Origin of the sequence: Exiguobacterium sp. Helios, from assembly GCF_014524545.1 — a bacterium.
Lineage (GTDB): Bacteria > Bacillota > Bacilli > Exiguobacteriales > Exiguobacteriaceae > Exiguobacterium_A.
On record NZ_CP053557.1, the window covers coordinates 1336521 to 1359295 of the forward strand.

19 protein-coding genes and 1 other annotated feature are annotated in these 22775 nt (G+C 48.9%); of the genes, 12 read left to right on the forward strand and 7 right to left on the reverse strand.

Going from position 1 to position 22775, the window contains the following annotated elements:
• Window positions 1-16 precede the first annotated feature (16 nt).
• The 8 genes from HNY42_RS06830 to HNY42_RS06865 all read left to right on the forward strand — a co-directional run bounded on the left by HNY42_RS06830 (window position 17) and on the right by HNY42_RS06865 (window position 10064).
• Entirely contained in the window at window positions 17-1462 is a 1446-nt protein-coding gene (locus tag HNY42_RS06830) for a SulP family inorganic anion transporter (protein ID WP_188005304.1), read from the forward strand.
• A 99-nt stretch (window positions 1463-1561) separates the two neighbouring features.
• Window positions 1562-2389: a fumarylacetoacetate hydrolase family protein gene (locus HNY42_RS06835; RefSeq protein WP_188005305.1), complete on the forward strand. Its 828-nt coding sequence runs from the start codon at window positions 1562-1564 to the stop codon at window positions 2387-2389.
• A 231-nt stretch (window positions 2390-2620) separates the two neighbouring features.
• Entirely contained in the window at window positions 2621-3367 is a 747-nt protein-coding gene (locus tag HNY42_RS06840; protein ID WP_012369959.1) for a DeoR/GlpR family DNA-binding transcription regulator, read from the forward strand.
• Window positions 3364-4284 (forward strand): 1-phosphofructokinase, encoded by a 921-nt coding sequence (pfkB, locus tag HNY42_RS06845; protein ID WP_188005306.1) that lies wholly within the window; start codon window positions 3364-3366, stop codon window positions 4282-4284. The genes HNY42_RS06840 and pfkB overlap by 4 nt, the downstream gene beginning before the upstream one ends.
• Window positions 4285-4300: 16 nt before the next feature.
• Window positions 4301-6235 (forward strand): PTS fructose transporter subunit IIABC, encoded by a 1935-nt coding sequence (locus HNY42_RS06850; RefSeq protein WP_131503003.1) that lies wholly within the window; start codon window positions 4301-4303, stop codon window positions 6233-6235.
• A gap of 117 nt (window positions 6236-6352) precedes the next feature.
• Window positions 6353-7498, forward strand: coding sequence for an FUSC family protein (locus HNY42_RS06855; RefSeq protein WP_114596212.1), 1146 nt, complete (start codon window positions 6353-6355; stop codon window positions 7496-7498).
• 64 nt (window positions 7499-7562) lie between these two features.
• Window positions 7563-7766: a binding site (T-box leader), on the forward strand.
• A gap of 59 nt (window positions 7767-7825) precedes the next feature.
• Window positions 7826-9472, forward strand: a complete 1647-nt coding sequence (locus HNY42_RS06860; protein WP_188005307.1) for an aromatic amino acid hydroxylase — start codon at window positions 7826-7828, stop codon at window positions 9470-9472.
• A gap of 79 nt (window positions 9473-9551) precedes the next feature.
• Window positions 9552-10064: a pyrophosphohydrolase domain-containing protein gene (locus HNY42_RS06865; RefSeq protein WP_131973115.1), complete on the forward strand. Its 513-nt coding sequence runs from the start codon at window positions 9552-9554 to the stop codon at window positions 10062-10064.
• A 43-nt stretch (window positions 10065-10107) separates the two neighbouring features.
• Here the strand turns inward: HNY42_RS06865 and HNY42_RS06870 are convergent, their stop codons facing one another.
• From HNY42_RS06870 to HNY42_RS06880, 3 genes are all read right to left on the reverse strand, one after another.
• Window positions 10108-10395 carry an MGMT family protein gene (locus tag HNY42_RS06870; RefSeq protein ID WP_131973114.1) on the reverse strand — a complete coding sequence of 96 codons (288 nt, stop codon included), beginning with the start codon at window positions 10393-10395 and terminating at the stop codon, window positions 10108-10110.
• Complete coding sequence (locus HNY42_RS06875) at window positions 10392-11363, reverse strand: cation diffusion facilitator family transporter (protein WP_131502999.1); 972 nt, start codon at window positions 11361-11363, stop codon at window positions 10392-10394. Before HNY42_RS06875 ends, HNY42_RS06870 begins: the two co-directional genes overlap by 4 nt.
• A 126-nt stretch (window positions 11364-11489) precedes the next feature.
• Window positions 11490-11978, reverse strand: a complete 489-nt coding sequence (locus HNY42_RS06880; protein WP_131502998.1) for a pyridoxamine 5'-phosphate oxidase family protein — start codon at window positions 11976-11978, stop codon at window positions 11490-11492.
• 162 nt (window positions 11979-12140) lie between these two features.
• Here HNY42_RS06880 and HNY42_RS06885 point away from each other — a divergent pair, with 162 nt between their 5' ends.
• Window positions 12141-13154 carry an LLM class flavin-dependent oxidoreductase gene (locus HNY42_RS06885; protein WP_131502997.1) on the forward strand — a complete coding sequence of 338 codons (1014 nt, stop codon included), beginning with the start codon at window positions 12141-12143 and terminating at the stop codon, window positions 13152-13154.
• A gap of 26 nt (window positions 13155-13180) precedes the next feature.
• Here HNY42_RS06885 and HNY42_RS06890 read toward each other — a convergent pair whose 3' ends face one another.
• Window positions 13181-14452 (reverse strand): MFS transporter, encoded by a 1272-nt coding sequence (locus tag HNY42_RS06890; protein WP_188005308.1) that lies wholly within the window; start codon window positions 14450-14452, stop codon window positions 13181-13183.
• Window positions 14453-14573: 121 nt separating this feature from the next.
• On the opposite strand from HNY42_RS06890, the gene HNY42_RS06895 reads away from it, so the two are divergent.
• Window positions 14574-15761 carry a helix-turn-helix domain-containing protein gene (locus HNY42_RS06895; RefSeq protein WP_188005309.1) on the forward strand — a complete coding sequence of 396 codons (1188 nt, stop codon included), beginning with the start codon at window positions 14574-14576 and terminating at the stop codon, window positions 15759-15761.
• 44 nt (window positions 15762-15805) lie between these two features.
• Here HNY42_RS06895 and HNY42_RS06900 read toward each other — a convergent pair whose 3' ends face one another.
• Window positions 15806-17239, reverse strand: coding sequence for a C40 family peptidase (locus HNY42_RS06900; protein ID WP_188005310.1), 1434 nt, complete (start codon window positions 17237-17239; stop codon window positions 15806-15808).
• Between the two features lie 215 nt (window positions 17240-17454).
• Here HNY42_RS06900 and HNY42_RS06905 point away from each other — a divergent pair, with 215 nt between their 5' ends.
• Window positions 17455-19167, forward strand: coding sequence for an ABC transporter ATP-binding protein (locus tag HNY42_RS06905; protein WP_188005311.1), 1713 nt, complete (start codon window positions 17455-17457; stop codon window positions 19165-19167).
• Between the two features lie 130 nt (window positions 19168-19297).
• Window positions 19298-20158: a DUF4003 family protein gene (locus HNY42_RS06910; RefSeq protein ID WP_188005312.1), complete on the forward strand. Its 861-nt coding sequence runs from the start codon at window positions 19298-19300 to the stop codon at window positions 20156-20158.
• A 61-nt stretch (window positions 20159-20219) separates the two neighbouring features.
• On the opposite strand, the gene HNY42_RS06915 is transcribed toward HNY42_RS06910, so the two are convergent.
• Together HNY42_RS06915 and HNY42_RS06920 are read right to left on the reverse strand one after the other, a co-directional pair.
• Window positions 20220-21467: a lysine N(6)-hydroxylase/L-ornithine N(5)-oxygenase family protein gene (locus tag HNY42_RS06915; RefSeq protein WP_188005313.1), complete on the reverse strand. Its 1248-nt coding sequence runs from the start codon at window positions 21465-21467 to the stop codon at window positions 20220-20222.
• Window positions 21468-21545: 78 nt separating this feature from the next.
• Complete coding sequence (locus HNY42_RS06920) at window positions 21546-22694, reverse strand: S1C family serine protease (protein ID WP_255508430.1); 1149 nt, start codon at window positions 22692-22694, stop codon at window positions 21546-21548.
• Between the last annotated feature and the right edge of the window lie 81 nt (window positions 22695-22775).

A 22775-nucleotide genomic window follows, 5' to 3' on the forward strand; every position in this document is an offset into this window, starting at 1 on the left:
AGAAATGAGGAATTAGATGTTATCACAATGGAGAAAAGAATGGGTCCTGCAACCGAAGGCGGATTTGTTATCCGGAATCGTGGTTGCCTTGGCACTGGTTCCGGAAGCCATCGCGTTTTCTTTGATTGCCGGCGTCAACCCGATGGTCGGCTTATATGCGTCCGTCATCATTGCCATCATCATCTCGATTGCCGGCGGCCGCCCGGGGATGATCTCGGCAGCGACCGGTGCGATGGCACTTGTCGTCGTCCAACTCGTCAAAGATCATGGTGTGGATTATTTACTGGCAGCAGGAATTCTCGCCGGAATCTTCCAGATTCTTTTAGGCGTCGCCGGTGTCGCCAAGTTATTGCGTTTTATTCCCCGCGCCGTCATGGTCGGATTCGTCAATGCCTTGGCGATCTTAATTTTTTCGGCACAATTGCCGCAGTTTGAAGGACAGAACTGGATCATGTATGCGATGGTCGCGGCATCTCTCGCCATCATCCTGATTTTCCCGCGGTTTACGAAAGTGATTCCGGCACCGCTCGTCGCGATTACAATCATGACGATCCTGACGGTTGCCTTTTCGCTGGATACCCGCGTCATCGGCGACATGGGACAAATTTCAGCTTCACTCCCAAGTTTCTTCCTGCCGAATGTTCCGTTTTCGCTTGAGACACTGCAAATCATCTTCCCGTATGCCTTGTCACTCGCATTCGTCGGTCTGATTGAATCGTTGTTGACGGCGCGGATTGTCGATGAGATGACTGATACGATATCGAATAAAGCGACCGAGTCACGCGGACAAGGAATCGCCAACATCGTGGCCGGATTCTTTGGCGGTATGCCGGGCTGTGCAATGATCGGTCAATCGGTCATCAATGTCACGTCAGGCGGACGGGGCCGATTGTCGACGTTTACGGCAGGGGCTTTCCTGATGCTGTTGATGGTGACGATGAATGATTTACTGATGACGATTCCGATGGGGGCACTCGTTGGTGTCATGTTCTTCGTGTCCTATGCGACATTTGACTGGGGATCCTTTAAAATGCTGAAAAATTCTCCGAAAAGTGACTCTGCCGTCATGCTGGCGACGGTCCTCGTGACCGTCCTGACACATGATTTGTCGATGGGTGTGCTGGTCGGGATTCTGCTCGCCGCGATTCTGTTCGCGTCGAAAATTTCGCGGATTGATGTGAAACGACATGCCGAAGAGAAAAACGTCGTCTACCGGATCAACGGACCGATCTTCTTTGCGTCGACGACGGCGTTCGTCGGACAATTCGATTTGCCGGCAGATCGCGACTTCGAACAGATTACGCTTGATTTTACGCAAGCCCATCTGTTTGATGATTCGGCAACGGAGGCGATTGAAACGGTCGTCTTGAAATATCAGGCGGCAGGTGTGTCAGTCGACTTGGTTTCCTTAAATGAAGAATCACAGGCGCTTGTTGACCGGTTAGCCCGTCGCATCGCCTGAAGAGGAACCGTCCGAGACGTATTTCGGATGGTTCTTTTTTCGTGAAAGCAGACGATTGGAGAGACTTTTCGGTATACTGGAAAAAAAGGGGGAATAGTCATGAAATGGTTTCGGTTTGAGCAAGAAGGAGAGTCACGGATTGGGATCGAGGAAGCAGGTTACCGGTATGACGTGACAGCGCAGGTCTATACGGATTCGTTGCTTGAAGTCATCGCACGGGGCTTCGAGATGGATCTTGATTTGGATGTCGCACCGCGGCTGAACCATGAGATCCGGTTACTCGCACCGTACATACCGCCTCGTAATGTGATTTGTGTCGGGAAGAACTATGCCGATCATATCAAGGAGATGGATACGGCAGGTGCCGGGAAGTTCGTTTTATTTACGAAAGCACCGAGTTCCATCGTCGGTCCGTTTGAGGCAATCGAACGGCATGCTGATCTGACACAGCAACTCGACTATGAAGGAGAGCTCGCAATCATCATCGGGACAACCGGTCGTGACCTGACACCGGAAAATGCATTGGATCATGTCTTCGGCTACAGTATCGTCAATGATGTGACGGCACGTGATCTGCAAAAAGAGCATGTTCAATTTTTCCGCGGTAAATCACTCGACGGTTTTTGTCCGTTCGGGCCGGTCATCGTGACGGAAGACAGTTTTGATCCGGCCGATGTAATGGTTGAGACGCGCGTCAACGGTCAACTGCGGCAATCGGGTTCGACGAAGCTGATGCTCCGGGATGTCGTGACGATTTTAACGGAAGTTTCCCGCGGGATGACCCTTGAAGCAGGGGATATCATTGCAACAGGAACACCGGCCGGCGTTGGACACGGGATGAAGCCGCCGACGTATCTTCAGGATGGGGACGTCGTGGATGTTTCGATTGAAGGAATCGGTCATCTGCAAAATCACGTCAAAGCCTAAAAGTGAATACTTGATGACCGTCTTGTTTAAAACCGCTCAGAGAATGAGCGGTTTTTTTGCGTAAACGGTCATATTATGACCGTTTTTGATGTATAATAGACGTATAACAAGATGTTATTGTCGAATAAAGTCATATTTTGAAGGTTTTTTAACGAAAAACATAAAAAAGTGAATGTTTTTGATTGATTTTTGAATGTAAACGCTTTATATTAAGGATGTGGAGGGAAACTCATGTTAACGAAAAAACGCCATCAACTGATTCTCGAGCTGCTCGCCCGGGAAGAAGTCGTCAAAATGCAAACCATTGTTGATCAGACGGGAGCCAGTGAATCAACGATTCGCCGCGACTTATCACAACTTGAATCGGCTGGTCACTTACGGCGGGTTCACGGCGGGGCAACCGCCAACCATATGCAGATTGATGAACCGAGTTATTTCGAGAAAAGTGACCGTTTCGTCGAAGAGAAGGACCGGATCGCAAAAGCAGCGGCCGACCTGATCGAAGACGGAATGTACGTGTATCTCGATGCAGGAACGACGACACTAGCCATCGTCCCTTATCTCGAACAAAAGGCGATTACAGTCGTGACGAACAGTCTTCCTCTAGCGAACACGTTACTCTATCACCGTATCCCGACGTTCGTCGTCGGAGGGCAACTCAAGCATTCGACCCAAGCACTTGTTGGTTACAATGCGCGTGAAGGAATGTTGATTTACCATTTTGATGTCGCTTTCCTTGGGATGAACGGTGTTCATCCGACTCAAGGTTTCACGACACCAGATCCGGAAGAGGCACTCGTTAAGAAGACCGCGATTGAGTTAGCGAAAAAGTCTTATGTATTAGTCGATGAGACGAAACTGGATGACATCAGTTTCAGCCGGGTCGCGTCACTGCGGGCGGCAACGATTATCACGATGACATCCAGTGAACAGGAAGCGAAATACAGTCAATATACAGAGGTGGTGAACGCGAAATGATTTATACACTGACACTCAACCCATCAATCGATTATTACGTCACGTTGCCCGTATTTGAGGCCGGACAAGTCAATCGTGTGGAAAAAGCGGAAAAAGTAGCAGGCGGTAAAGGAATCAATGTCTCATTGGTCTTAAGAAATTACGACGTCGAGACGGAAGCTCTTGGATTTTTAGGTGGCAGTACGGGACAGTTCATTCGTGACGAACTGGAAAAACAAGGCGTCTTGACAGCCTTCACACCGATTGCCGATGAAACGCGGATCAACGTTAAGATCCGTGCCGATCAGGAATCGGAACTTAATGCGGCAGGTCCTCAAATCAAGGATGAAGAATTGCAGGAGTTACTGGCAGCGTTCGAAACGATGCAGCCGGGTGACATCGTCGTCTTCGCCGGCAGCATTCCAAGCAGTCTGCCGCAGGATTTATACCGGAAGATTGCGCAAGTTCTGACGGAACGAGGTGTGAAATTCGCTGTCGATACGACGAAGGAAGCCATGCTTGAAGTCTTACCGCTCGGTCCGTTCATGATCAAGCCGAACCATCATGAACTCGGTGAAATTTTTGATGTCGACATCACGTCAAAAGAAATGGCTGTCCCGTATGCGCAACAACTCGTTGAACGCGGTGCGGAAAATGTCATCATCTCTTTTGCAGGTGACGGAGCGTTACTTGTCAACAAGCAAGGGGCCTACACGGCGAACACACCGGCCGGTAAGCTGATTAATTCAGTCGGTGCCGGAGATTCACTCGTCGCAGGATTCGTCGCCAGTTACGCCCTCGGGCGATTGCCGGAAGAAGCTTTTCGCTATGCGGTCACGACAGGCAGTGCGTCCGCTTACTCATTTGGTTTATGTACAAAAGAAGATATTGACCGTTTATTGACCGATGTCCAAGTCGTTGAACTCATTCAATCCTAAAAGGAGTGACAAACTCATGAAAATTACAGATCTGTTAACCCGTGATACGATCCAACTCGATTTACGTTCGTCGAATAAAGCAGCTGTCATCGATGAATTGGTGGATGTACTCGATCGTGCCGGGAAATTAAATGACCGCTCGGCTTACCGCGAAGCCATCCTGGCCCGGGAAGCACAAAGTACGACCGGACTCGGTGAAGGAATCGCGATTCCGCATGCGAAGACGGCAGCCGTCAAATCACCGGCCATCGCTTTTGGACGTTCGACAGGAATCGATTACGAAGCACTCGACGGACAACCAAGCCGCTTGTTCTTCATGATTGCTGCCGGCGAAAATGCCGACAACGCGCACCTTGAAACATTATCAAAACTTTCTGTCTACCTGATGGACATGAAGTTCCGTGATACGATTCTTTCCGCCCGTTCGGAAGATGAAGTCATCGCTGCGATCGAAGCAAAAGAACGGGAAGAAGAAGGTCCGGTCGACGTCTCATCGCCAAACGTCGCACAGGACGCACCATACATTCTTGCCGTCACAGCGTGTCCGACCGGTATCGCCCATACGTATATGGCAGCAGATGCTCTCCGTCAAAAAGCGGAAGAAATGGGTGTCCGCATCAAAGTCGAGACAAACGGTTCGACCGGCGTGAAAAACGGTCTGACAAGTCAAGATATTCAAGAAGCGACAGCAATCATCGTCGCTGCGGATAAAGCTGTCGAGATGGATCGTTTCAACGGGAAACACGTTGTTGAAGTTCCGGTCGCTCAGGGAATCCGGAAACCAAAAGAACTGATTGACCGTGCCGTTAAACAGGATGCACCGGTGTATAAAGGCAGTGGATCAAGCGATAGCTCGAAACCAGCCCGCGGCGGTTTCTACAAACACCTGATGAGCGGGGTTTCCGCCATGTTGCCACTCGTCGTTGCCGGCGGACTCTTAATCGCAATCAGCTTCTTCTGGGGCATCAACTCAGCGAACCCGGAAGATCCATCATACAACGAATTTGCCGCTCAATTGATGTCGATCGGTAAAGCAGCCTTTGGTCTCCTGATTCCGATTCTTGCCGGATTCATCGCGATGTCGATCGCCGATAAACCGGGTCTTGCACCAGGTTTGATTGCCGGTTTCCTCGCAAGCCAAGGGAATGCCGGATTCCTCGGTGGATTGATCGCCGGTTTCCTTGCCGGTTATGTTGTTCTCTTACTGATCAAAGTCTTGCAAGGTCTTCCGAAAGCTCTTGAAGGGATCAAACCGGTCTTGCTTTACCCGCTGTTCGGTTCATTCATCACAGGTATGATCATGTTGCTTGTCATCAACGAGCCAATCGCTGCTTTCATGACATGGTTAACAGATTCACTCAACGGTCTAAGTGGCGGTAACGCCATCCTGCTCGGTATGCTCGTCGCAGCAATGATGGCAATCGATATGGGTGGTCCAATCAACAAAACGGCCTACGTCTTCGGAACAGCCGCTTTAACAGCAGGAAACACGGAAGTCATGGCAGCCGTCATGGCAGGTGGTATGGTTCCACCGCTTCTCGTCGCTTTCTCTTCCACATTGTTCGCACGTAAGAAATTTACACCGCAAGAACGCGAAGCGGGTATCGCTGCTTACGCAATGGGTGCGTCATTCGTCACAGAAGGTGCGATTCCATTCGCAGCAGCCGATCCACTTCGTGTCATCCCGGCAAGCGTCATCGGTTCAGCAATCGCCGGTGCATTGACAATCGTCTTCGGTGTGTTGCTTCCGGCACCACACGGCGGTGTGTTCGTCTTCCCATTACTTGACGGACCATCAGGCACATGGATGGCCGTTCTCAGCTACGCAGGTGCCATCTTAATCGGATCACTTGTCGGAGCTGCTATCCTCTCGATCTTGAAAAAACCGCTCGTCGATCAAGAAGTTGCGAAAAAAGAAATGACTTCTGGTACGGGAACAAAAGCTTCATAAGAAAAAAAGATTCGATAAAAATCACTCCAAGACTTCTTGGAGTGATTTTTTAATTGCCTTTTTCGGGTATTAGAGCAAGAATAGGGGGCGTATCCCCACTATGAAGGAGGTTTGTATATGGGCGGTCAGTCTTTACAAATCGGACCACGTACCATCAAGACCGGACTTGCGGTCATCTTGGCGCTGATTATCAGTAACCTGTTTAATCTAAGCCCGATCCTACCTGCGATTTCGGCAGCTACAACGTTATTACCGTCCGTGTATCAGACATGGAAACAATTCCTCGAGGAAGCGGAAGCCAACCTGATCGGAGCCTTCCTGACACTCGTCTCGTTATGGATTCTAGGTGACAACCCGGCCAATCCACTGGCAATCGGAATCGTCATCATGGCTGCCATCTCGATTTTACTGGCATTTGGTTTCGGCCGGACGATTCCCCACGTCGTCTTGATGATCATCGTCATCCTGGAAAGTGTTGAAGGGGCGACGGATCCGTTGTGGCAAATCGTCCTGATCCGTTACTTACTCGTCATGCTCGGGATCGGTTGTGCCCTCGGTGTCAATGCGCTGATTTTCCCGCCGCGTTACGGGAACGTCTATTATCAGAAAGCCTCGAAACTGTTCGAGAAGCTGCTTGTCGTGACCCGGGCAATTGCCTTTGAAGGGAAAGTCACACCGTACCGGTCAGCGATCGACAAAATGAGCCGTTCGATGCTCGAGACAAAGACGTTATTTAATCTGCACCGGGAAGAAATTCGCGGATCCCGGCAACGGCACGTCTCGTTATTGCGGAATTTGATCATTTTGCAACATATGCAGTCGTGTCTGGAACGGGGGGTTGCGACCGCTGAACGGTTCCGGGAGCGGGAGAAGGCGTTGAATTCGATTGCTGACGAGTTACGGAGCGAATTGTTCTATCACCTGATGCATATCGCCCAGCGTCAGGAAAAAGTCTTGCTGACGTACGATCTGTTACTGACGGAAGAACCACTCGCGATGGAAGACCTCGTCAAAGAAAATATCGCTTTCGTCAAACACTCGTTTCTCGACCGGGATGAACTGGAAGAAGAAATCATCATGGAAATCCTGCCGATCGTCGTTGCGATGAACGAATGGATTCAGGAACTGGAATTGTTTGAGAAACGGCTGAACGGGGCGCTTCGTCGCCATGTGACGTCGCTGTCGATCGAACAGAAATCAGTCCGTGATAAAACCTTTAACCGCTTTAAACGAAAAAAAGCGATTGACGAAAGTCAAAAGTAAGCGTATAGTCCTTCTTAACAACACTTTAGTTGCTAACAGCATAACAGCATAACAGAACAAAAGAAGTTGGACGAAGACGAAACCGAAGTAGAAACAATCTCCCTGTTTCAGAGAGCACGTGGCGCTGCGAACGTGTACACAGATTGAATCGAATTACAGTTTCCGAGTCTCTTGCCATGCAAGCGGAGAAAACCGTTATCCCGTAATGAAGCGATCTATGTCTACGTAGATTATCAGGGTGGTACCGCGGCCTTTTGTCGTCCCTGTCGAACATCTTTGTTCGGCAGGGACTTTTTGTTGTTCATCTACTTTCAAGGGGGAATTCATATGTCTACACCAATCATTCCAAGTCACTTACAACCACACGTTGCACCGCAACACTACGACGATTACACGCCGACGGATCACGCGGTCTGGCGTTACGTCATGCGACTGAATTTAAAGACGTTACAAGATACAGCCCATCCGGCATACCTCGAAGGACTCGCTGCATCCGGCATCAGTCCGGAACGGATTCCGGATGTCCGGGAGATGACGGCCAACTTGAGCCGGGGCGGCTGGGGAACGGTCGCCGTTGACGGTCTGATACCGGGCGTCGCATTCTTTGACTTCCAGGGACACGGCTTGTTACCGATCGCAACGGATATCCGCAAGGTCGATAACATTCTCTACACACCGGCACCGGACATCTTGCACGAAGCAGCGGGACATGCACCAATCCTGATGAATCCGACGTACGCAGAATTCGTTCGCCGGTTCGGTGAGATCGGTGCCCATGCCTTTAACCATAAAGCGGAGCACGACGTCTTCAAAGCGTTAAAAAAATTGACGATTGTCAAAGAAAGCCCGTTTTCGACACCGGCTGACATCGAGCAGGCGGAAATCGCCCTTGCTGAAACCCGGACCCATGTGACGGGAATCTCGGAAGCGAATGAAATTTCACGTCTGTTCTGGTGGACGGTCGAATTCGGTCTGATTGGCGATATCGACAATCCACAAATCTACGGAGCTGGTCTCCTGTCATCGGTCGGCGAGAGCCGTCACTGTCTGACAGACGCGGTCGTCAAACATCCGTTTTCACTTGAAAAAGCACTGGCGACGAAACATGACGTCACGAGCATGCAAAAAGAACTGTTTGTCTGCGAATCATTCGAACAGCTCCGGGAAGCCCTGGAAGAGTTCGCGCAGACGATGTCATACGTCCGCGGCGGCATCCACGGATTAACGAAAGCCGTCGATTCAGGCAACCTTTCGACGCTTGTCTTTGACAGCGGCGTCTCGCTCGTCGGTGTACCGGCAACACAGGAAATCCATGAAACCCTGCACATCGTCAAGCTGACCGGTCCGACGGCGCTGGCTGCGAAAGGTGAAGTCATGACAGGTCAAGGGCTGGCTGATCATCCAGAAGGATTTACACTCCTTCACGGACCGGAGCTGAACGAAGTCTTGCTCCAGGTCAAAGTCGGGGAAGAGCTGGACTGGACAGAAGGTGCAGTTCACGTCACAGGACAAATTTCAGCGATTCAAAACGTCAACGGTCACCGGGCACTCGTCGTCTTGGAAGACGCTCAATTAACGAACGACGGTCAAACGACGGCAATGGACCGGATGGAGTTAGTCGTCGGAGACATCACGTCGGCTTTCCCGGGAACAGAAGTCGAAGCGTTAAAACCGATTCCGGAGACAGTCGAATTCGAACGGATCGAACGTCCGTTGACAGCTGCTGATCCGATTTTTGAAGCCATTCGGGAAATGCGGGAAGGACGGGCCGATCGTCAACTGTTGCCGCAACTGATTGACCGGACGTTGACTCAATTACCGGATGCCTGGTTGTTGCGTCTTGAATTACTGGAACTGGCGGATGAAGTCGATCAGCCCCGGTTAATCGCGGATTTAGACCGTCTGAAGCAGACGTCGGCCGAACGGGACGAGCTGATCAGCCGCGGCATGCGCCTGCTGGATCTTGTCCGGTAATTCAGGCATCGAGAAATCACCTGAAACCTGTTAGAATGGAAACCGTGTGAAAGTGATACGGAACAGGGGAGTGATCGATATGAAACAACCGAATTATTATCAGGACGTCAAACAATTTCATCAGACGTTCCGTCATCCGGGTGCTGAACAGCCGACAGCGATTCCGCTCGAACGGGGTGTCAAACGGGCGACCTGGACAGCGGAAGAAGCAGTCGTTGAGTTTCTCCACCAGTCGTCGCAAAACGAAACCGATTTTTTGGCAGCCATCGAGACGTTTAAGACAGGACTTGATCAGGCGGTTCAAAAATCATTGAAGGAAACCTACCCGACGACGGAAGTCGAACGGTTGGTCGGTCAAGGCGATGCGTTGACGGATGCCCTGTACTTCATCATGGGCAGTTTTGTTGAAGCAGGTCTTGAACCGGGTCCGTTGTTTGAAATCGTCCAACAGGCGAACATGGCGAAACTGGGTCCGGACGGTCAGCCGATTTTCCGGGAATCCGATCAAAAGGTCATGAAACCGGACGGCTGGTTGCCGCCGGAACCGCAGCTCGAGGCAGAAGTAGTACGCCAAATGAAGGAAAAAGCATAAAAAAAGGAAGTAAGCCGCATCGATGCGGTTTACTTCCTTTTTGTTAGACCTGATAACGGGATAATGATAGTTTCCCGGGATGCTCAAAGACGACGCCTTCCGCCTCGAGTGCCAGTTGCTGTTCGTCACCGTCGAGTGAAATCTCACCTTTCGCATTCAAGACGCGGTGCCAGGGCAACTGTTCCGTCCGGCTGAGGCTGTGAAGAATCCGGGCCACTTGTCGGGCAGCCCGCGGATTTCCGGCAAGGCGGGCGATTTGACCGTACGTCATGACGCGTCCTGCCGGAATTGAACGAATGACCTCAACGACTTCTTGTGTGAACGGAATCAAGGGGTTTCGTTGGTCGAGACGATGTATTGTTGAATCTTGTCATCTTCGTCAAATCCAATCGTGACATCAGTGATTCCTTGCTGAAGCCGGATTTGCAGTTCGAGCCGGTCTTTGATGTCATCGGCCTGGGCAATCGTCAACGCCGGATCGACTTCAATCTCGACTTCGACATGGAAATGATCGCCTTCCTTGATGACTTCGAGTTTGCTGATGTCCCGGACATCGGCATCTTGCATGATAAGCCCGCCGAGCCGTGCTGCCATCGTTTCGTCTGCTTCTCCGAGGGCGCCGGCTGCATTTTGTAAAAAGACGTTGCCGACGACATAAAACATCATCAGTCCGATGATGATCGAGGCAATGCCTTCCGCCTGATGAAACGGTGTCAGATGCGAGATGATGACGGCGATCATTGCGACAAGTCCGCCGGCCGTTGCGACTAAATCTTCGAGGAAGACAAGGCGTGTCGCCGGTTTTGCCTGCTTTAAGGCACGGAAACTGTCGAGAATCAATTTCGGACCTTTTGTCGTGATACGGGCATCATGTGCGATTTCCTGCATCGCTTTATAAAAGACACCACTTTCAAGGACGACACCGACGAATAAGACGGACAAGGTAATCCAGAAACCGGTTGATTCGGTTGGTTGGATGATGTGAGCAATTCCTTCATGAATCGTTTCGTAGGCCATGATGCCGACGAATAAAATCGCGCCGAGCAACACGAGGTTGACGAGACGGCCAAACCCGTTCGGGAACCGTTTCGTCGGTGCCTTTTTACTGAGGGCGGAACCGATGAAAACAAAAAATTGGTTGGCGGCGTCCCCAATCGTGTGCATCATTTCCGCAAACATCGCGACGTTGCCGGTTAAGACATAAGCGACGGCTTTGATGATGGCGATGACCGAGTTGACGATGCCGGCCGTCAGAGCAGAACGATTGCCCCGTTTTAATAATGTAATGAATTCTCCCATGATGCGTCTCCTTTAGCTAATAAACTTGATTACTAATAGTAGTATGTTACACCAGATGGTCCCGATAAAACCAATTCAAACAAAAAAAGACCAAATCGCCGAAAGACGATTTGGTCTAAAAGAGACTTATGTCAAATCTACTTTTTTGTTGATTTCGTTCGAGTCATCGTTGCCGACTGCTTTTTTCAACAGTTGCTTAACGGATTTTGTTGTGTTGCCGGTTTCCCAATATTCAGCGCCTTCCGTGTTGACCTTGATCAAGACGACTTTTGGATCTTCATATGTCGTTCCGAGATACGCTTCATAACGCGGGCTCCATAATTCTTTTTTACGGGCCACGTCTTCGACGAATTCTGCTTTCCCGCGAATCGAAACGTAAGATTTATCAACGTAGGCGACGTTGACGTTCGGATTTTTAAGAATTTCATTATATTTGCCTGTATCTTTTGATGTAAGGAACCAGAGATCGCCATCGAACTCGATATCCTGAGTTTGCATCGGACGTGAGACAAGACCTTCATCAGAGATCGTCGTCAGCATGGCTGTTTCGATTTTATCGATTAATTTTTTGACCGTTTCAACGGCTTCTTGATTTGATGTATGGTTCGTTGACATGAAAAACACCTCATCCTCTAAGTTTTAATTGCTGCTACTTTAAGAATGTTCCCTGAATTTCAAATTGAAAACGTCGCCATCGGGTAAACAGGCAGTTTAATTGCATTCGATTATCAGACAGGCGTACAGTTTAGACATGAAGTCAACATCAGAGGAGAGATTATATTGAAATTAAGTATTTTAGACCAATCACCGGTCTCAAAAGGACAGACCCCGTCAGAAGCTTTACATGAAACAGTTGAACTTGCGAAGATTGCCGATGAACTCGGATATACACGATTATGGGTATCGGAACACCACTTTGCCAAAACACTTGCCGGATCAAGCCCGGAAGTCTTAATCGCTTACATGGCAGCGGTCACGAAACAGATTCGTCTCGGTTCAGGGGGCGTCATGTTACCACATTACAGTCCGTACAAAGTCGCAGAAAACTTCCGTGTCCTCGAAGGACTGGCACCAAACCGGATTGATTTAGGACTAGGCCGGGCACCGGGCGGTATGCCGCTCGCAACCCGTGCACTCCAGGAAGGATCGTCCCCACGATTCGGCGGAGCAGACTACGGGGCACAACTCGATGATCTCGTCGATTATTTAAAAGACGGGGCACCGGCTGATCACCGGTTTGCAGGACTCGTCGCAACACCGGAAGTCGATACGACACCGGAAGCCTGGTTGCTCGGATCAAGCGGCGGCAGCGCCTTGAATGCGGCGCAACGCGGATTCGGATTCGCCTTTGCCCACTTCATCAACGGACAGGGCGGTCAGGAAGTAATGGATTACTACCGTCATAACTTCATGGCGACGTCGTTCAATGAGACACCGCAAACGCTCGTCTCGATTTTCGTGACATGTGCGGAGACAACGGAAGAAGCGGAACGATTGGCTTCGAGTCTTGATTTGTCATTGCTCCTGCTTGAGAAAGGTATCTCGTCAACAGGCACACCGACTCCGGAAGAAGCAGCCGCTTACCAGTACTCGTTCCAAGACCAGTTCCGGATTGCCGAAAACCGGAAACGGATGATCGTCGGAAATCCGGAAGACGTCGCGCGTCAGTTGCAGAATCTCGCCGATTCGTACGGAACAGATGAAGTGATGATTGCTTCGATGATTGCCGATAAAAAAGCGAAACAAGACTCACTCCGTCTGATCATGGACGCAGTCAAAGCAAAGGTTTAAACGAATAATGATCAAGGACGTTCATCTCAGTTCGCTGAGGTGGACGTTTTTTTTGTTTCAAGCGACGTGAGTTCTTCTGAGCGTTCTGCCCGAACATCATGCCGCAAATGAAAGAATCCGATACTGACGGTCACGAGTAAACCGAATGAACTGATCCCGAGTATCAGAGTGAGCGAGACGTGATCACTTAAGAAGCCGAATAACAACATACCGAGCGGAATGATCCCCATCGCGAGTGATTCCATGACACCCATGACACGACCTAAGTATGCAGGGTCTGTTTGACGTTGAACGAGCAGTTGAATCGGAATGTTTGAGCGGAGGATGATGAACCCTACCGTGAAGGAGAAAATGAGAAAATAACCAAATGTCCAGTTCGATGGAACGATGTCGAGTAACGGCAACAGAGGTGAAAGAAACAGCATACCGACTAAAGCGATTGACTGAAATAAAGTCATCAACGGACGTTTGATCGTAAAGCGAGGCAGAGCAAGCATCAGTGAACTAAGTAAGAGACCAGCACCTAAAGCGGCTTCAATTGTTCCGAACTGGAAGGGTGTAAATTTGAGATGATCGAGTAAAATGATCGGATAGATGACTTCCAAGGCGATGAAAAAGAAATTCAAAACAAGGGCCATTAAGATGAGCGTCGTCAGGACACGTTGTTTGAACAAATAACGGTAGCCTGATTGAAAGTCTGTCCAGAGTGAAGGCGTACTTTCTTCACGGGCAAATGGGATGACCCGGAACGTCAGCCGCATGTTCCAAAGTGCGGCGAAGGAAAACAAGCTTAACGGTAAGAGGGTGAAGAGATGAATCGGTGCAAAGGCTAACAGGAAACCGGCAAGCATCGGAGCAACAATTGATGAAAGGGAACTGATACTTGAAATGAGGGAATTACCACGCTGTAATTCCGCATCATCAAGCAATCGTGTCAACGAACTCATTAAGGTGACGGAAAGGAAAGTTGAAAGAGCAGTCAAAAGGGCGCTGACGATCATGTAATGCATCGTGTGGACAGGGAAAAAGGTCGCGTAACCTGCAAATATGGCAAGTATGAAGGCACTTGATACCTCGGTCGTGACGATGATTTTTTTCCGGTTCCAGCGATCAGACAGAACGCCGGCAACGGGAGATAGCAGAATCCGCGGCAGTGTCCCTGCGAGTAAGACAAGTGCGAATTGAAGCCCGGATGACGTTTCCCGTAAAACAGTCAGACCGGCAACGAACGTAAACAGACTGGCGGCGAACAATGAACAAAACTTACCGAATAATAACCTTTGTAAATTTTTAGACATCATAATTCCTCCTTTTTGTTCAATTAAATTGAACTTTCCTTTATACTAGAGGAATAGGGAAAGATTGTAAATGTAAAAGTTAAATTTAATTTAACTTATTTAATAAATTGAGGTGACAACGATGCTGGGAAAACGCATTAAAAGTTTACGGAAAGCAAAAAAAATGACACAGTCTGATGTCGCAGACGGCATCATGACGAAGTCGATGCTCAGTATGATCGAGAACGGAAAGGCGACACCGTCCTTACCGGCCTTACAGTCGATTGCCAATCGTCTGCATGTCTCAATCGACGAGTTATTGATTGATCCGCGCGCCGTTGAAATGAAGCAAGTGATTGAAAAAATCAATTCGACCGCAAGCGGTTATTATGCAGAGGGACAGATTACGATGATGCTCGCACCGTATTTGGAGCCCGCCATCAATTCTTACTGGCAAGGACAAATATATTACGAGTATGGAAGTGCTTTACGTTTTTCCGATACGGAAAAAGGCTTACATTACTTCGATCTGGCAGAAGACGTATTTAAACAGCTCGGATTGCGGGATGAACAGATTAAAGTACAGATTTCAAAAGTCTATTTTTTATTTTTCCTGCGCCGTTATGAAGAAGCGTACCGAAAGATTGACGGGATGATGATTTTTCAGGATGTCCCGCTCGCGCACGAAACGTTTTTGGACTATCAAATGTTACAGGCGATTCGTGTCAGTGTGATTAACGATAACTGGAGTCAGTCAATCGTTTTCTTACGGGAAGGGATCAGCTATATGCGGGAAAAGGGCGTCTACAGTGATGTCAGTAACTACCACCGGCTCCTCGCCTTATTTTTAAGCTTAGAAGAGGACTATGAAGCAGCAGAATTTGAACTCGAAAAATTGCGGCACTTCTTTTTATTTACGGAAGCGACAGCGTTTGATCAAATCCTTGTCGACCTGACAAAAGGATCCATCGCGGTCCACCGGAAGGATTACGCCGGAATTCGTGAGGCACGGGAACGGCTGATCGAAGTCGAGATTGAAGCCTGCCTTCATTACATCGGGTATTTCGAAGTCTACCTTTGTTTGTGGAATGATTCAAAAGAGGAACTCACATTTGACCTGCAAAGCGCCGTTTCTAAAATTTGGAGGAATGCACACTTATGGCGGGCTGGTGGTGAGTACGATCATGCGATGATGTTATATGCGCTCGCGTTTGCCATGCGGGCCGGAGTTGGACTGGACCGTCAAGCAGAAGTAGAAGAATTGACAACACAACTTTCATCCGGTCATTTCAAACAAAAAATTGAACAAACCTTGACAGCATTAACGTAAAAAAACAGGACCAACCAGGTATCATCCCGATTGGTCCTGTTGGATTAAAGTGCTTTAAAACCAAGTAACTTTTGTGTCCAGTATTTTTCAGACAGGCGACTGATCCCGAGTGACGGTGTATTGGCATGAATAAACTGATCGTTGTTCAACATGATGCCAATGTGAGTCGGACCGGCTGCATACGTATTTTCGAAGAAAATGATATCGCCGCGGACCGGTTGGCGTAATTTCGATAACTTTTGACCAAGGTAGCCGTCGTTGTTCCAGTAACCGTTGACATTGGTCCGGGCCACTTTGTAGCCGGCCGTATTCAACGCATAGTTGATGAAACCGGAGCAATCAAAACCACCGTTAACGGGACTGCTTGAACCCCAAACGTACGGAGTACCGAGATATTGTTGTCCGATGGAGATGGCTTTTTCCATGATGCCGGACGCTGGAATTGTCGTCATTGGCGGCGTGACCGGTGGTGTCACAGGAGCCGTGACGGATCCTGTCGTAATGTAAGTTTTGGCGACGTAGTAATACGCAGTGCCGATTTTAATCTGGTACCAGCCCGCAGATACTCCCGTCGTTTCACCGGAGACTTGAACAGTTGATCCGTGTGCGAGTTGCGTAAAGACCGTCGAAGTTGTACTTGGAGCCGTCCGGACATTTAAGCCGGTCGGCGCATCCACTTTATACGTCTTCGATTGATCGACCGGTGTGACCGAGACACCCGGTGTAGGCGGTGGTGTCTCCTTGGCCGTCGCTGAAACATAACTCGAAGCGACATACAGATCTTTTCCATCGAGCTGGATTTGATACCATTTATCAAGCGATCCAGTTACTTTTAAAACGGTTTTATGTGCTAACGTCTTGTAAATTTTAGCGGTCGTTGACGCTGACAGACGGGCATTTAACCCTTCTTTTGCATTGACTTCATATTGTTTGGACGAATCGACTGCTTTGACGGCAGTGGAAACAGGCGGTGTCACCGGCTTCGTGACCGGAGGTTTTGATCCTGTCGTCACTGTCGATGTTTTAGCTGTGACGAGTGTCGTATGGACATAAGCGGACTTATTTTTGTAATTGATTTCGTACCATTCACCGGTTTTCTTTTTAACGGAAAGACTGACATTCTTCGCAAGTTTACCAAGCGATTTCGAAGTGGTCGTTGCTTTCTCGCGCACGTTGACGGATGAGGTGTTCGTTATGTAGGTCGTGGTTGTCGGTGCTTTTGCTGGAACGGTTTTGACGTAAGCGGCAGTGATAAAGGCTTTTTTGGATTGATGACGAATCTCGTACCAGGAACCGGTCTTCTTGACTGCGGTGACCGTCGTTCCTTTTTTGAGAGTCGTAATGACAGGAGCGGAAGTAGTGGCAGCAGTCCGGATATTGACGTTGTCTGTCAAGATGAGTGTCGTTGATGCGGCTTCGACGCCAGTGGCTGAACTGATCAGCGCAAGTGTCGTCAAAGTGAGAAAAGTCTTTTTCACGTAGTGTGGCTCCCTTCCAAATGATGAATCTAGTCCGATCATGGATCGAATCGTTGTTACCATTTTGTCATAAGAAGCCGGGAATTCACCTGATTTTAAAATATATTTTTTGAGAAAGAAATTCGATTCGTTTTCAAAAAAAGAACGACGGTTTGTAAACGAGAATTATTTTCAGTAATCCTGTACACTAAAGGTAATTTGAAAGGAGGACTCGCATGTTAAAACGGTTTTATCATTATTACATACCGCACAAACGGTTGTTTTGGCTTGATTTTTCGTCCGCCTTATTCGTCGGCCTGCTCGAGTTGGCTTTTCCGCTTGCTGTCAAATGGTTCATCGACTCATTGCTACCAAAAGGGGAGTTGAACTGGATTATTTTAGTTAGTGTCGGATTACTCGGATTGTATGTCATCAGTACGCTGATGCAGTTCGTCGTCAACTACTTCGGGCATAAGCTCGGCATCAATATCGAGACCGACATGCGGCGGCAATTGTTTGGTCACGTCCAAAAGCAATCATTCCGTTTTTTTGACAACACCAAAACGGGGCATATCATGAGCCGGATTACGAACGATTTGTTTGATATCGGTGAACTGGCTCACCATGGTCCGGAAGATGCTTTCATTGCCGTCATGACACTGCTCGGTGCCTTTTCGATCATGATGACGATCAATGTGCCTCTCGCACTCGTCACGATCATTGCCGTACCGTTCCTAATCTGGCTGATCAGTTATGCCAATGTCCGGATGAACCGGTCATGGGACCGGATGTACGGTAACATTGCCGAAGTCAATTCGCGGGTTGAGGACAGTGTGTCCGGAATCCGTGTCGTTCAATCGTTTACGAATGAAGCCCATGAGGTCGCACGGTTCGAAAAAGATAATGCGACGTTCCGGCAATCAAAGATCAATGCCTATAAAGTGATGAGTACAAGTTTATCCGGCATTTATCTGACGACACGTCTGATGACGCTTGCTGTCCTCGTCGTCGGTGCCTATCTCAGCTATACAGAGAAACTCACTTACGGGGAACTCGTTGGATTCATTCTTTATATGAATATCCTGCTGAAACCGATTGATAAAATTACGGCACTTTTGGAACTTTATCCGAAAGGGATGGCCGGCTTCAAACGTTTTCTCGAGATGATTGATCATGACGAAGAACTGAAGGATGCACCGGATGCCATTCATGTGTCGGCATTACGTGGGGCGATTCGGTTTGATGACGTCAGCTTCGGTTATGAAGCCGAACGGTTGATTTTAAAAGACATCAGCCTGTCCATCGAACCGGGACAGACGATTGCCTTCGTCGGGACGTCGGGTGCGGGGAAAACAACGATCTGTTCGTTAATTCCGCGGTTTTATGATGTCACGGACGGTGCGATTACGATTGACGGAATCGACATCCGCCAGATGACGAAGTCGTCGTTGCGGCAACAAATCGGAATCGTTCAACAGGATGTCTTCCTGTTTTCGGGGACGATTGCTGACAATATCGCCTACGGGGATTTGACGGCAAGCCGGACGGACATCATCCAGGCGGCAGAACGGGCGCATCTTGGACAGATGATTGCCGATTTACCGGATGGATACGATACCGAGATTGGTGAGCGGGGGTTGAAGCTGTCCGGTGGACAAAAACAACGGCTGGCGATTGCGCGGATGTTCTTGAAAAATCCGCCAATCCTGATTCTTGATGAGGCGACGTCAGCTCTTGATACCGAGACGGAAGCCATTATCCAGGAGTCACTTGCTGAATTATCTAAAAATCGGACGACGCTGATCATCGCGCACCGCCTGGCGACGATTCGTCAAGCAGACCGCATCCTGGTCGTGACGAAAGATGGAATCGTCGAAGACGGGACACATGAAGAATTGGTCGAAAACGGAGGATATTTCTCACGACTCCTTGACCGGCAACGCGTCTGAAAAACCGGAAGTCAACTCATCATCAGGATGATCATGGCTTCCGGTTTTGTCATCTTTTTAATTAGCGTGGAAGAAAGGCGGAATGATTTCACAAGAACCGGGAACATATAAGGGAAGGGAGGATGGGAAGATGTATGGTTTGTTTTGCGAAAACTATGATGAGACCTATTCGACGTTACACGGGGAATCTTCACATGATTTCCACCGTTTTTTTGCCTTATCTTATACGATTCATGATACAGTCTTTGACAAAACCGCGTTTGATCGGATGATGCAGATCGTCAAACAAAAGACGACCCGGTTTTCAGCCTTACGCAGCCGGTACACGCCGCTCTTGATCTCACATATCCAGTTAAACAGTCCTGAATCGGAGCGATTGCTAGAACGGGTCATCGAGGCGGAGCGACACATCAAACGACGCTTCATTAAAGAAAAGGCAGTCCGACCGTTCTTTGCACTTGGTGAAGTCTTAAACCGTGAGCAGGGAATCGACGCCTTTCCGATCGTGGAACAACTGCGACAGACACGTCCCGTCCTCAATCTGGCAAAACAATATGTGGTGACTTCGACACTGATGGAGACAGGGCAATTACCTGACTCTTTCGTTGAAACCGTCGAACAGGCCGAAAAATGGCTGGAGCGATGGATGAACCCTTCAAGCGAACGTTTGATGACAGCTCAGATTTTAGCTGCATCCGACGCAATTGACAGTCAAAAAAAACGGATTCAGGTCTGGTGCGAAATGATGGAAGAACGGGAGCTCCGGATTTGGGATCGGATTTTTCCGTTACTGGCGTTACTTGAGACGACCGAACGGGTTGATATGATTTATGTGACGCGTGTCGTCGACCGGGAGCGGTCCCGCAATCGCTTTTCAGATGAGGTCAACTGGTTGATTGCGTTTCATCTGTTGCTCGCGAAAAGCGGCAAAAGTCGTCTGCAATCGGCCTTACTGATTTTAGCGACGCTGGAACTGACGAAAAAACCATGAAAATAACAGCCCAAAAGGATCCTCGGAAAATCAACCGAGGATCCTTTGGTGTGTCTGCTGATTAATCAAACGTCGTGAAGGTGGCATGTTGTTCCACCGGATACAATTCTTTGCCGGCGACATCATTTAAGATGAGTTGATTGCGCGAAACGGACATGCCGAGGTTATCGGCTGCCGGACCGTGTGACAGTTCGAGGTTCGTTGTCGCATACAAGTGATGATTCGCCGAAACGCTTCGGCTGATCCGGTAGTTGGCATCGACCTTCCACGCTTGTTCCCCTTCAAACTCGATCTCGAGTCGGTTGATGAAGCGGGGGAGAGACGGGACGAAGCCGGTCGCAGCGACGACGGCACCGGTTGTTGAAGTCCGTTGGTCATTCAGTTCAGTATGCCGCATCGTGATGGTAAAGTCGTTCTCGTACGAAATCTGATCGACTTCCAGATTGGCACGGATCTTTACGCGATTCTGTTCTTCATTTGATAGATCATACAAATGTTCATAGATAGCTTGCAACGTTTCCGGGCTAATCCCGTTTTGCGACCGAGCGAATTTTGTGACGGCTTCTTGTCTGACAGCTAACGGCAGACTGTTGAAATAACGGACGTAACTCGGAGAGAAGATTTCTTCACCCAGTTTACCGGTTTCGAGCGTTTCAAAAATCGTCGAGCGGGAAATCCATTCGAGTTCGAATGTCTTTTTCCGGTCACTCGTTAACAGATCAAGGAAGATTTCGGCGGCACTTTGACCGGAACCGACGATACTTACTTTATCCTGTTGCAGGATGGTCTCTTTTTCCATGACGTATTGGGTGTTATGAATGACACCTTTATCGAAGCTCTCCGGAATCGACGGTTTTGAACCGGTTCCAAGCACGACGTTGCGTGTTTCATAAGTCGTCCGTTTCCCGGTGGCGACTTCTTCCACCAATACTTCGTAACTGTCCCCTGTATCCTGGATGTCGATGACACGGGTCGAAAAATGTAAATCATCGAGCTGCGTTGAAACCCATTTCAAGTACGCATTATATTCTTGTCGGGAAATAAGTAGTTTTTCATAAAAATAAAACGTATGCAACCGGTTGATGGATCGTAAGTAGTTGAGATACGTAAAAGGACTGGTCGGATCAGCCAGTGTGACGAGATCGGAAATGAAGCTCGTCTGCATCATTGAATCCTTAATCATCATCCCGGGATGCCAGGAAAATTGTTCGCTTTCATCAAAAAATAATGTCCGTAAAGGTGTCGGATGAGCCAGGGCACTTAAGCCTAAATTCATCGGTCCGATACCTACGCCAATCAAATCATACATAAAAAAAGCCTCCCAATCGATATTGTTATAAAACAATACCCGATATGGGAGGGTGTTGAAACGTATCTTGTCAGTTCTTTACAGTTGATCCGTCGTTGTCGTTTGCGTCGACACTGTCATTTGTTTGCCGTCACGGATGATGGTCAAGGTGACGTTACCGTCAGATTTGATGAGTGCCGTCTTGATATCAACAAAACTTTTAATCTCTTCCTTGTTGATTTTCGTGATGACGTCTCCGGTTTTTAATTTAGCGGAAGCAGCAGGGCTGTTCGGTTCAACCGACATGATGACGACACCTGTTTTTTGGGACTCCGGTAATTTAACTTGATCAAGCAGATAGCCGGCCGGGAAAGCCGAGACGTCCTGCAGGGACACACCCAGCGTCGGGTGTTTCACTTCACCGTTTGTTTCGAGCTGTTTCAAAATCGGCAGAGCGTCATCAATCGGGATGCTGAAACCGACTCCTTCGACACCGGTCTCGGCAATCTTCATCGAGTTGATTCCGACCAGTTGCCCCTGTTCATTGATCAGGGCACCACCGGAGTTCCCCGGATTGATAGCGGCGTCGGTCTGGATGACCGTCGTATTGAAATCATCCTGTCCATCCTTGTTCGTATCGACGGGAACGGTCCGGTCGTTTGAGCTCACGATTCCGCGGGTGACGGAGTTTTGGAACTCACCGAGCGGATTCCCGATCGCAAGGACGGTTTGACCGGCTTTTAAGTCAGCCGATTTTCCGAGGGTGATGACGGACGGGACGTCACTGGCGTTGACTTCCAACACGGCTAAATCATATGTTTCGTCACTACCCAATAATTTGGAACTGAGTGTTTTTCCGTTGTTTAACGTGACTTCGAGTTTGGACGCACCGTCGACGACATGGTGATTCGTAATGATGTAGGCTTTGCCGTCTGCTTTTTTATAGATGACACCTGAGCCGGAACCTGCGGCTGCTTCTTCCTGACTCATCGCATTACCCGCCTGATAGTTCGTGACCGTAACGACGGCTTTTTGCGCTGTCGCTACAGCGTTCGTCACCGGATCGCTTGTTGTCGTCGAAACTTGTTTTGGCATGCCGTTTGAGAGTGGTGTATCGGCGACTTGCTGTTCTTGGTCCATTAAAATCGGAAAGGCGACCGTCGCGGTAAGTACAGCACCGATGATGCCTCCGGTAAGTCCTGGTAAGAGTTGTCTTGTTTTTCCTGCCATCGAAATCCATCCCTTCATGTGGTGTTTTTTCTAAGATTAATGTATCAGATTTCACCGAACGGAATGAAATTACGGTGGTTTTTCCAAAATGCCTCATCA

Coding starts and splice junctions, on each gene's coding strand:
- HNY42_RS06830 (WP_188005304.1), top strand. CDS start 17: ATGTTATCACAATGGAGAAAAGAATGGGTCCTGCAACCGAAGGCGGAT.
- HNY42_RS06835 (WP_188005305.1), top strand. CDS start 1,562: ATGAAATGGTTTCGGTTTGAGCAAGAAGGAGAGTCACGGATTGGGATC.
- HNY42_RS06840 (WP_012369959.1), top strand. CDS start 2,621: ATGTTAACGAAAAAACGCCATCAACTGATTCTCGAGCTGCTCGCCCGG.
- pfkB (WP_188005306.1), top strand. CDS start 3,364: ATGATTTATACACTGACACTCAACCCATCAATCGATTATTACGTCACG.
- HNY42_RS06850 (WP_131503003.1), top strand. CDS start 4,301: ATGAAAATTACAGATCTGTTAACCCGTGATACGATCCAACTCGATTTA.
- HNY42_RS06855 (WP_114596212.1), top strand. CDS start 6,353: ATGGGCGGTCAGTCTTTACAAATCGGACCACGTACCATCAAGACCGGA.
- HNY42_RS06860 (WP_188005307.1), top strand. CDS start 7,826: ATGTCTACACCAATCATTCCAAGTCACTTACAACCACACGTTGCACCG.
- HNY42_RS06865 (WP_131973115.1), top strand. CDS start 9,552: ATGAAACAACCGAATTATTATCAGGACGTCAAACAATTTCATCAGACG.
- HNY42_RS06875 (WP_131502999.1), bottom strand. CDS start 11,363: ATGGGAGAATTCATTACATTATTAAAACGGGGCAATCGTTCTGCTCTG.
- HNY42_RS06880 (WP_131502998.1), bottom strand. CDS start 11,978: ATGTCAACGAACCATACATCAAATCAAGAAGCCGTTGAAACGGTCAAA.
- HNY42_RS06890 (WP_188005308.1), bottom strand. CDS start 14,452: ATGTCTAAAAATTTACAAAGGTTATTATTCGGTAAGTTTTGTTCATTG.
- HNY42_RS06895 (WP_188005309.1), top strand. CDS start 14,574: ATGCTGGGAAAACGCATTAAAAGTTTACGGAAAGCAAAAAAAATGACA.
- HNY42_RS06905 (WP_188005311.1), top strand. CDS start 17,455: ATGTTAAAACGGTTTTATCATTATTACATACCGCACAAACGGTTGTTT.
- HNY42_RS06910 (WP_188005312.1), top strand. CDS start 19,298: ATGTATGGTTTGTTTTGCGAAAACTATGATGAGACCTATTCGACGTTA.
- HNY42_RS06915 (WP_188005313.1), bottom strand. CDS start 21,467: ATGTATGATTTGATTGGCGTAGGTATCGGACCGATGAATTTAGGCTTA.
- HNY42_RS06920 (WP_255508430.1), bottom strand. CDS start 22,694: ATGAAGGGATGGATTTCGATGGCAGGAAAAACAAGACAACTCTTACCA.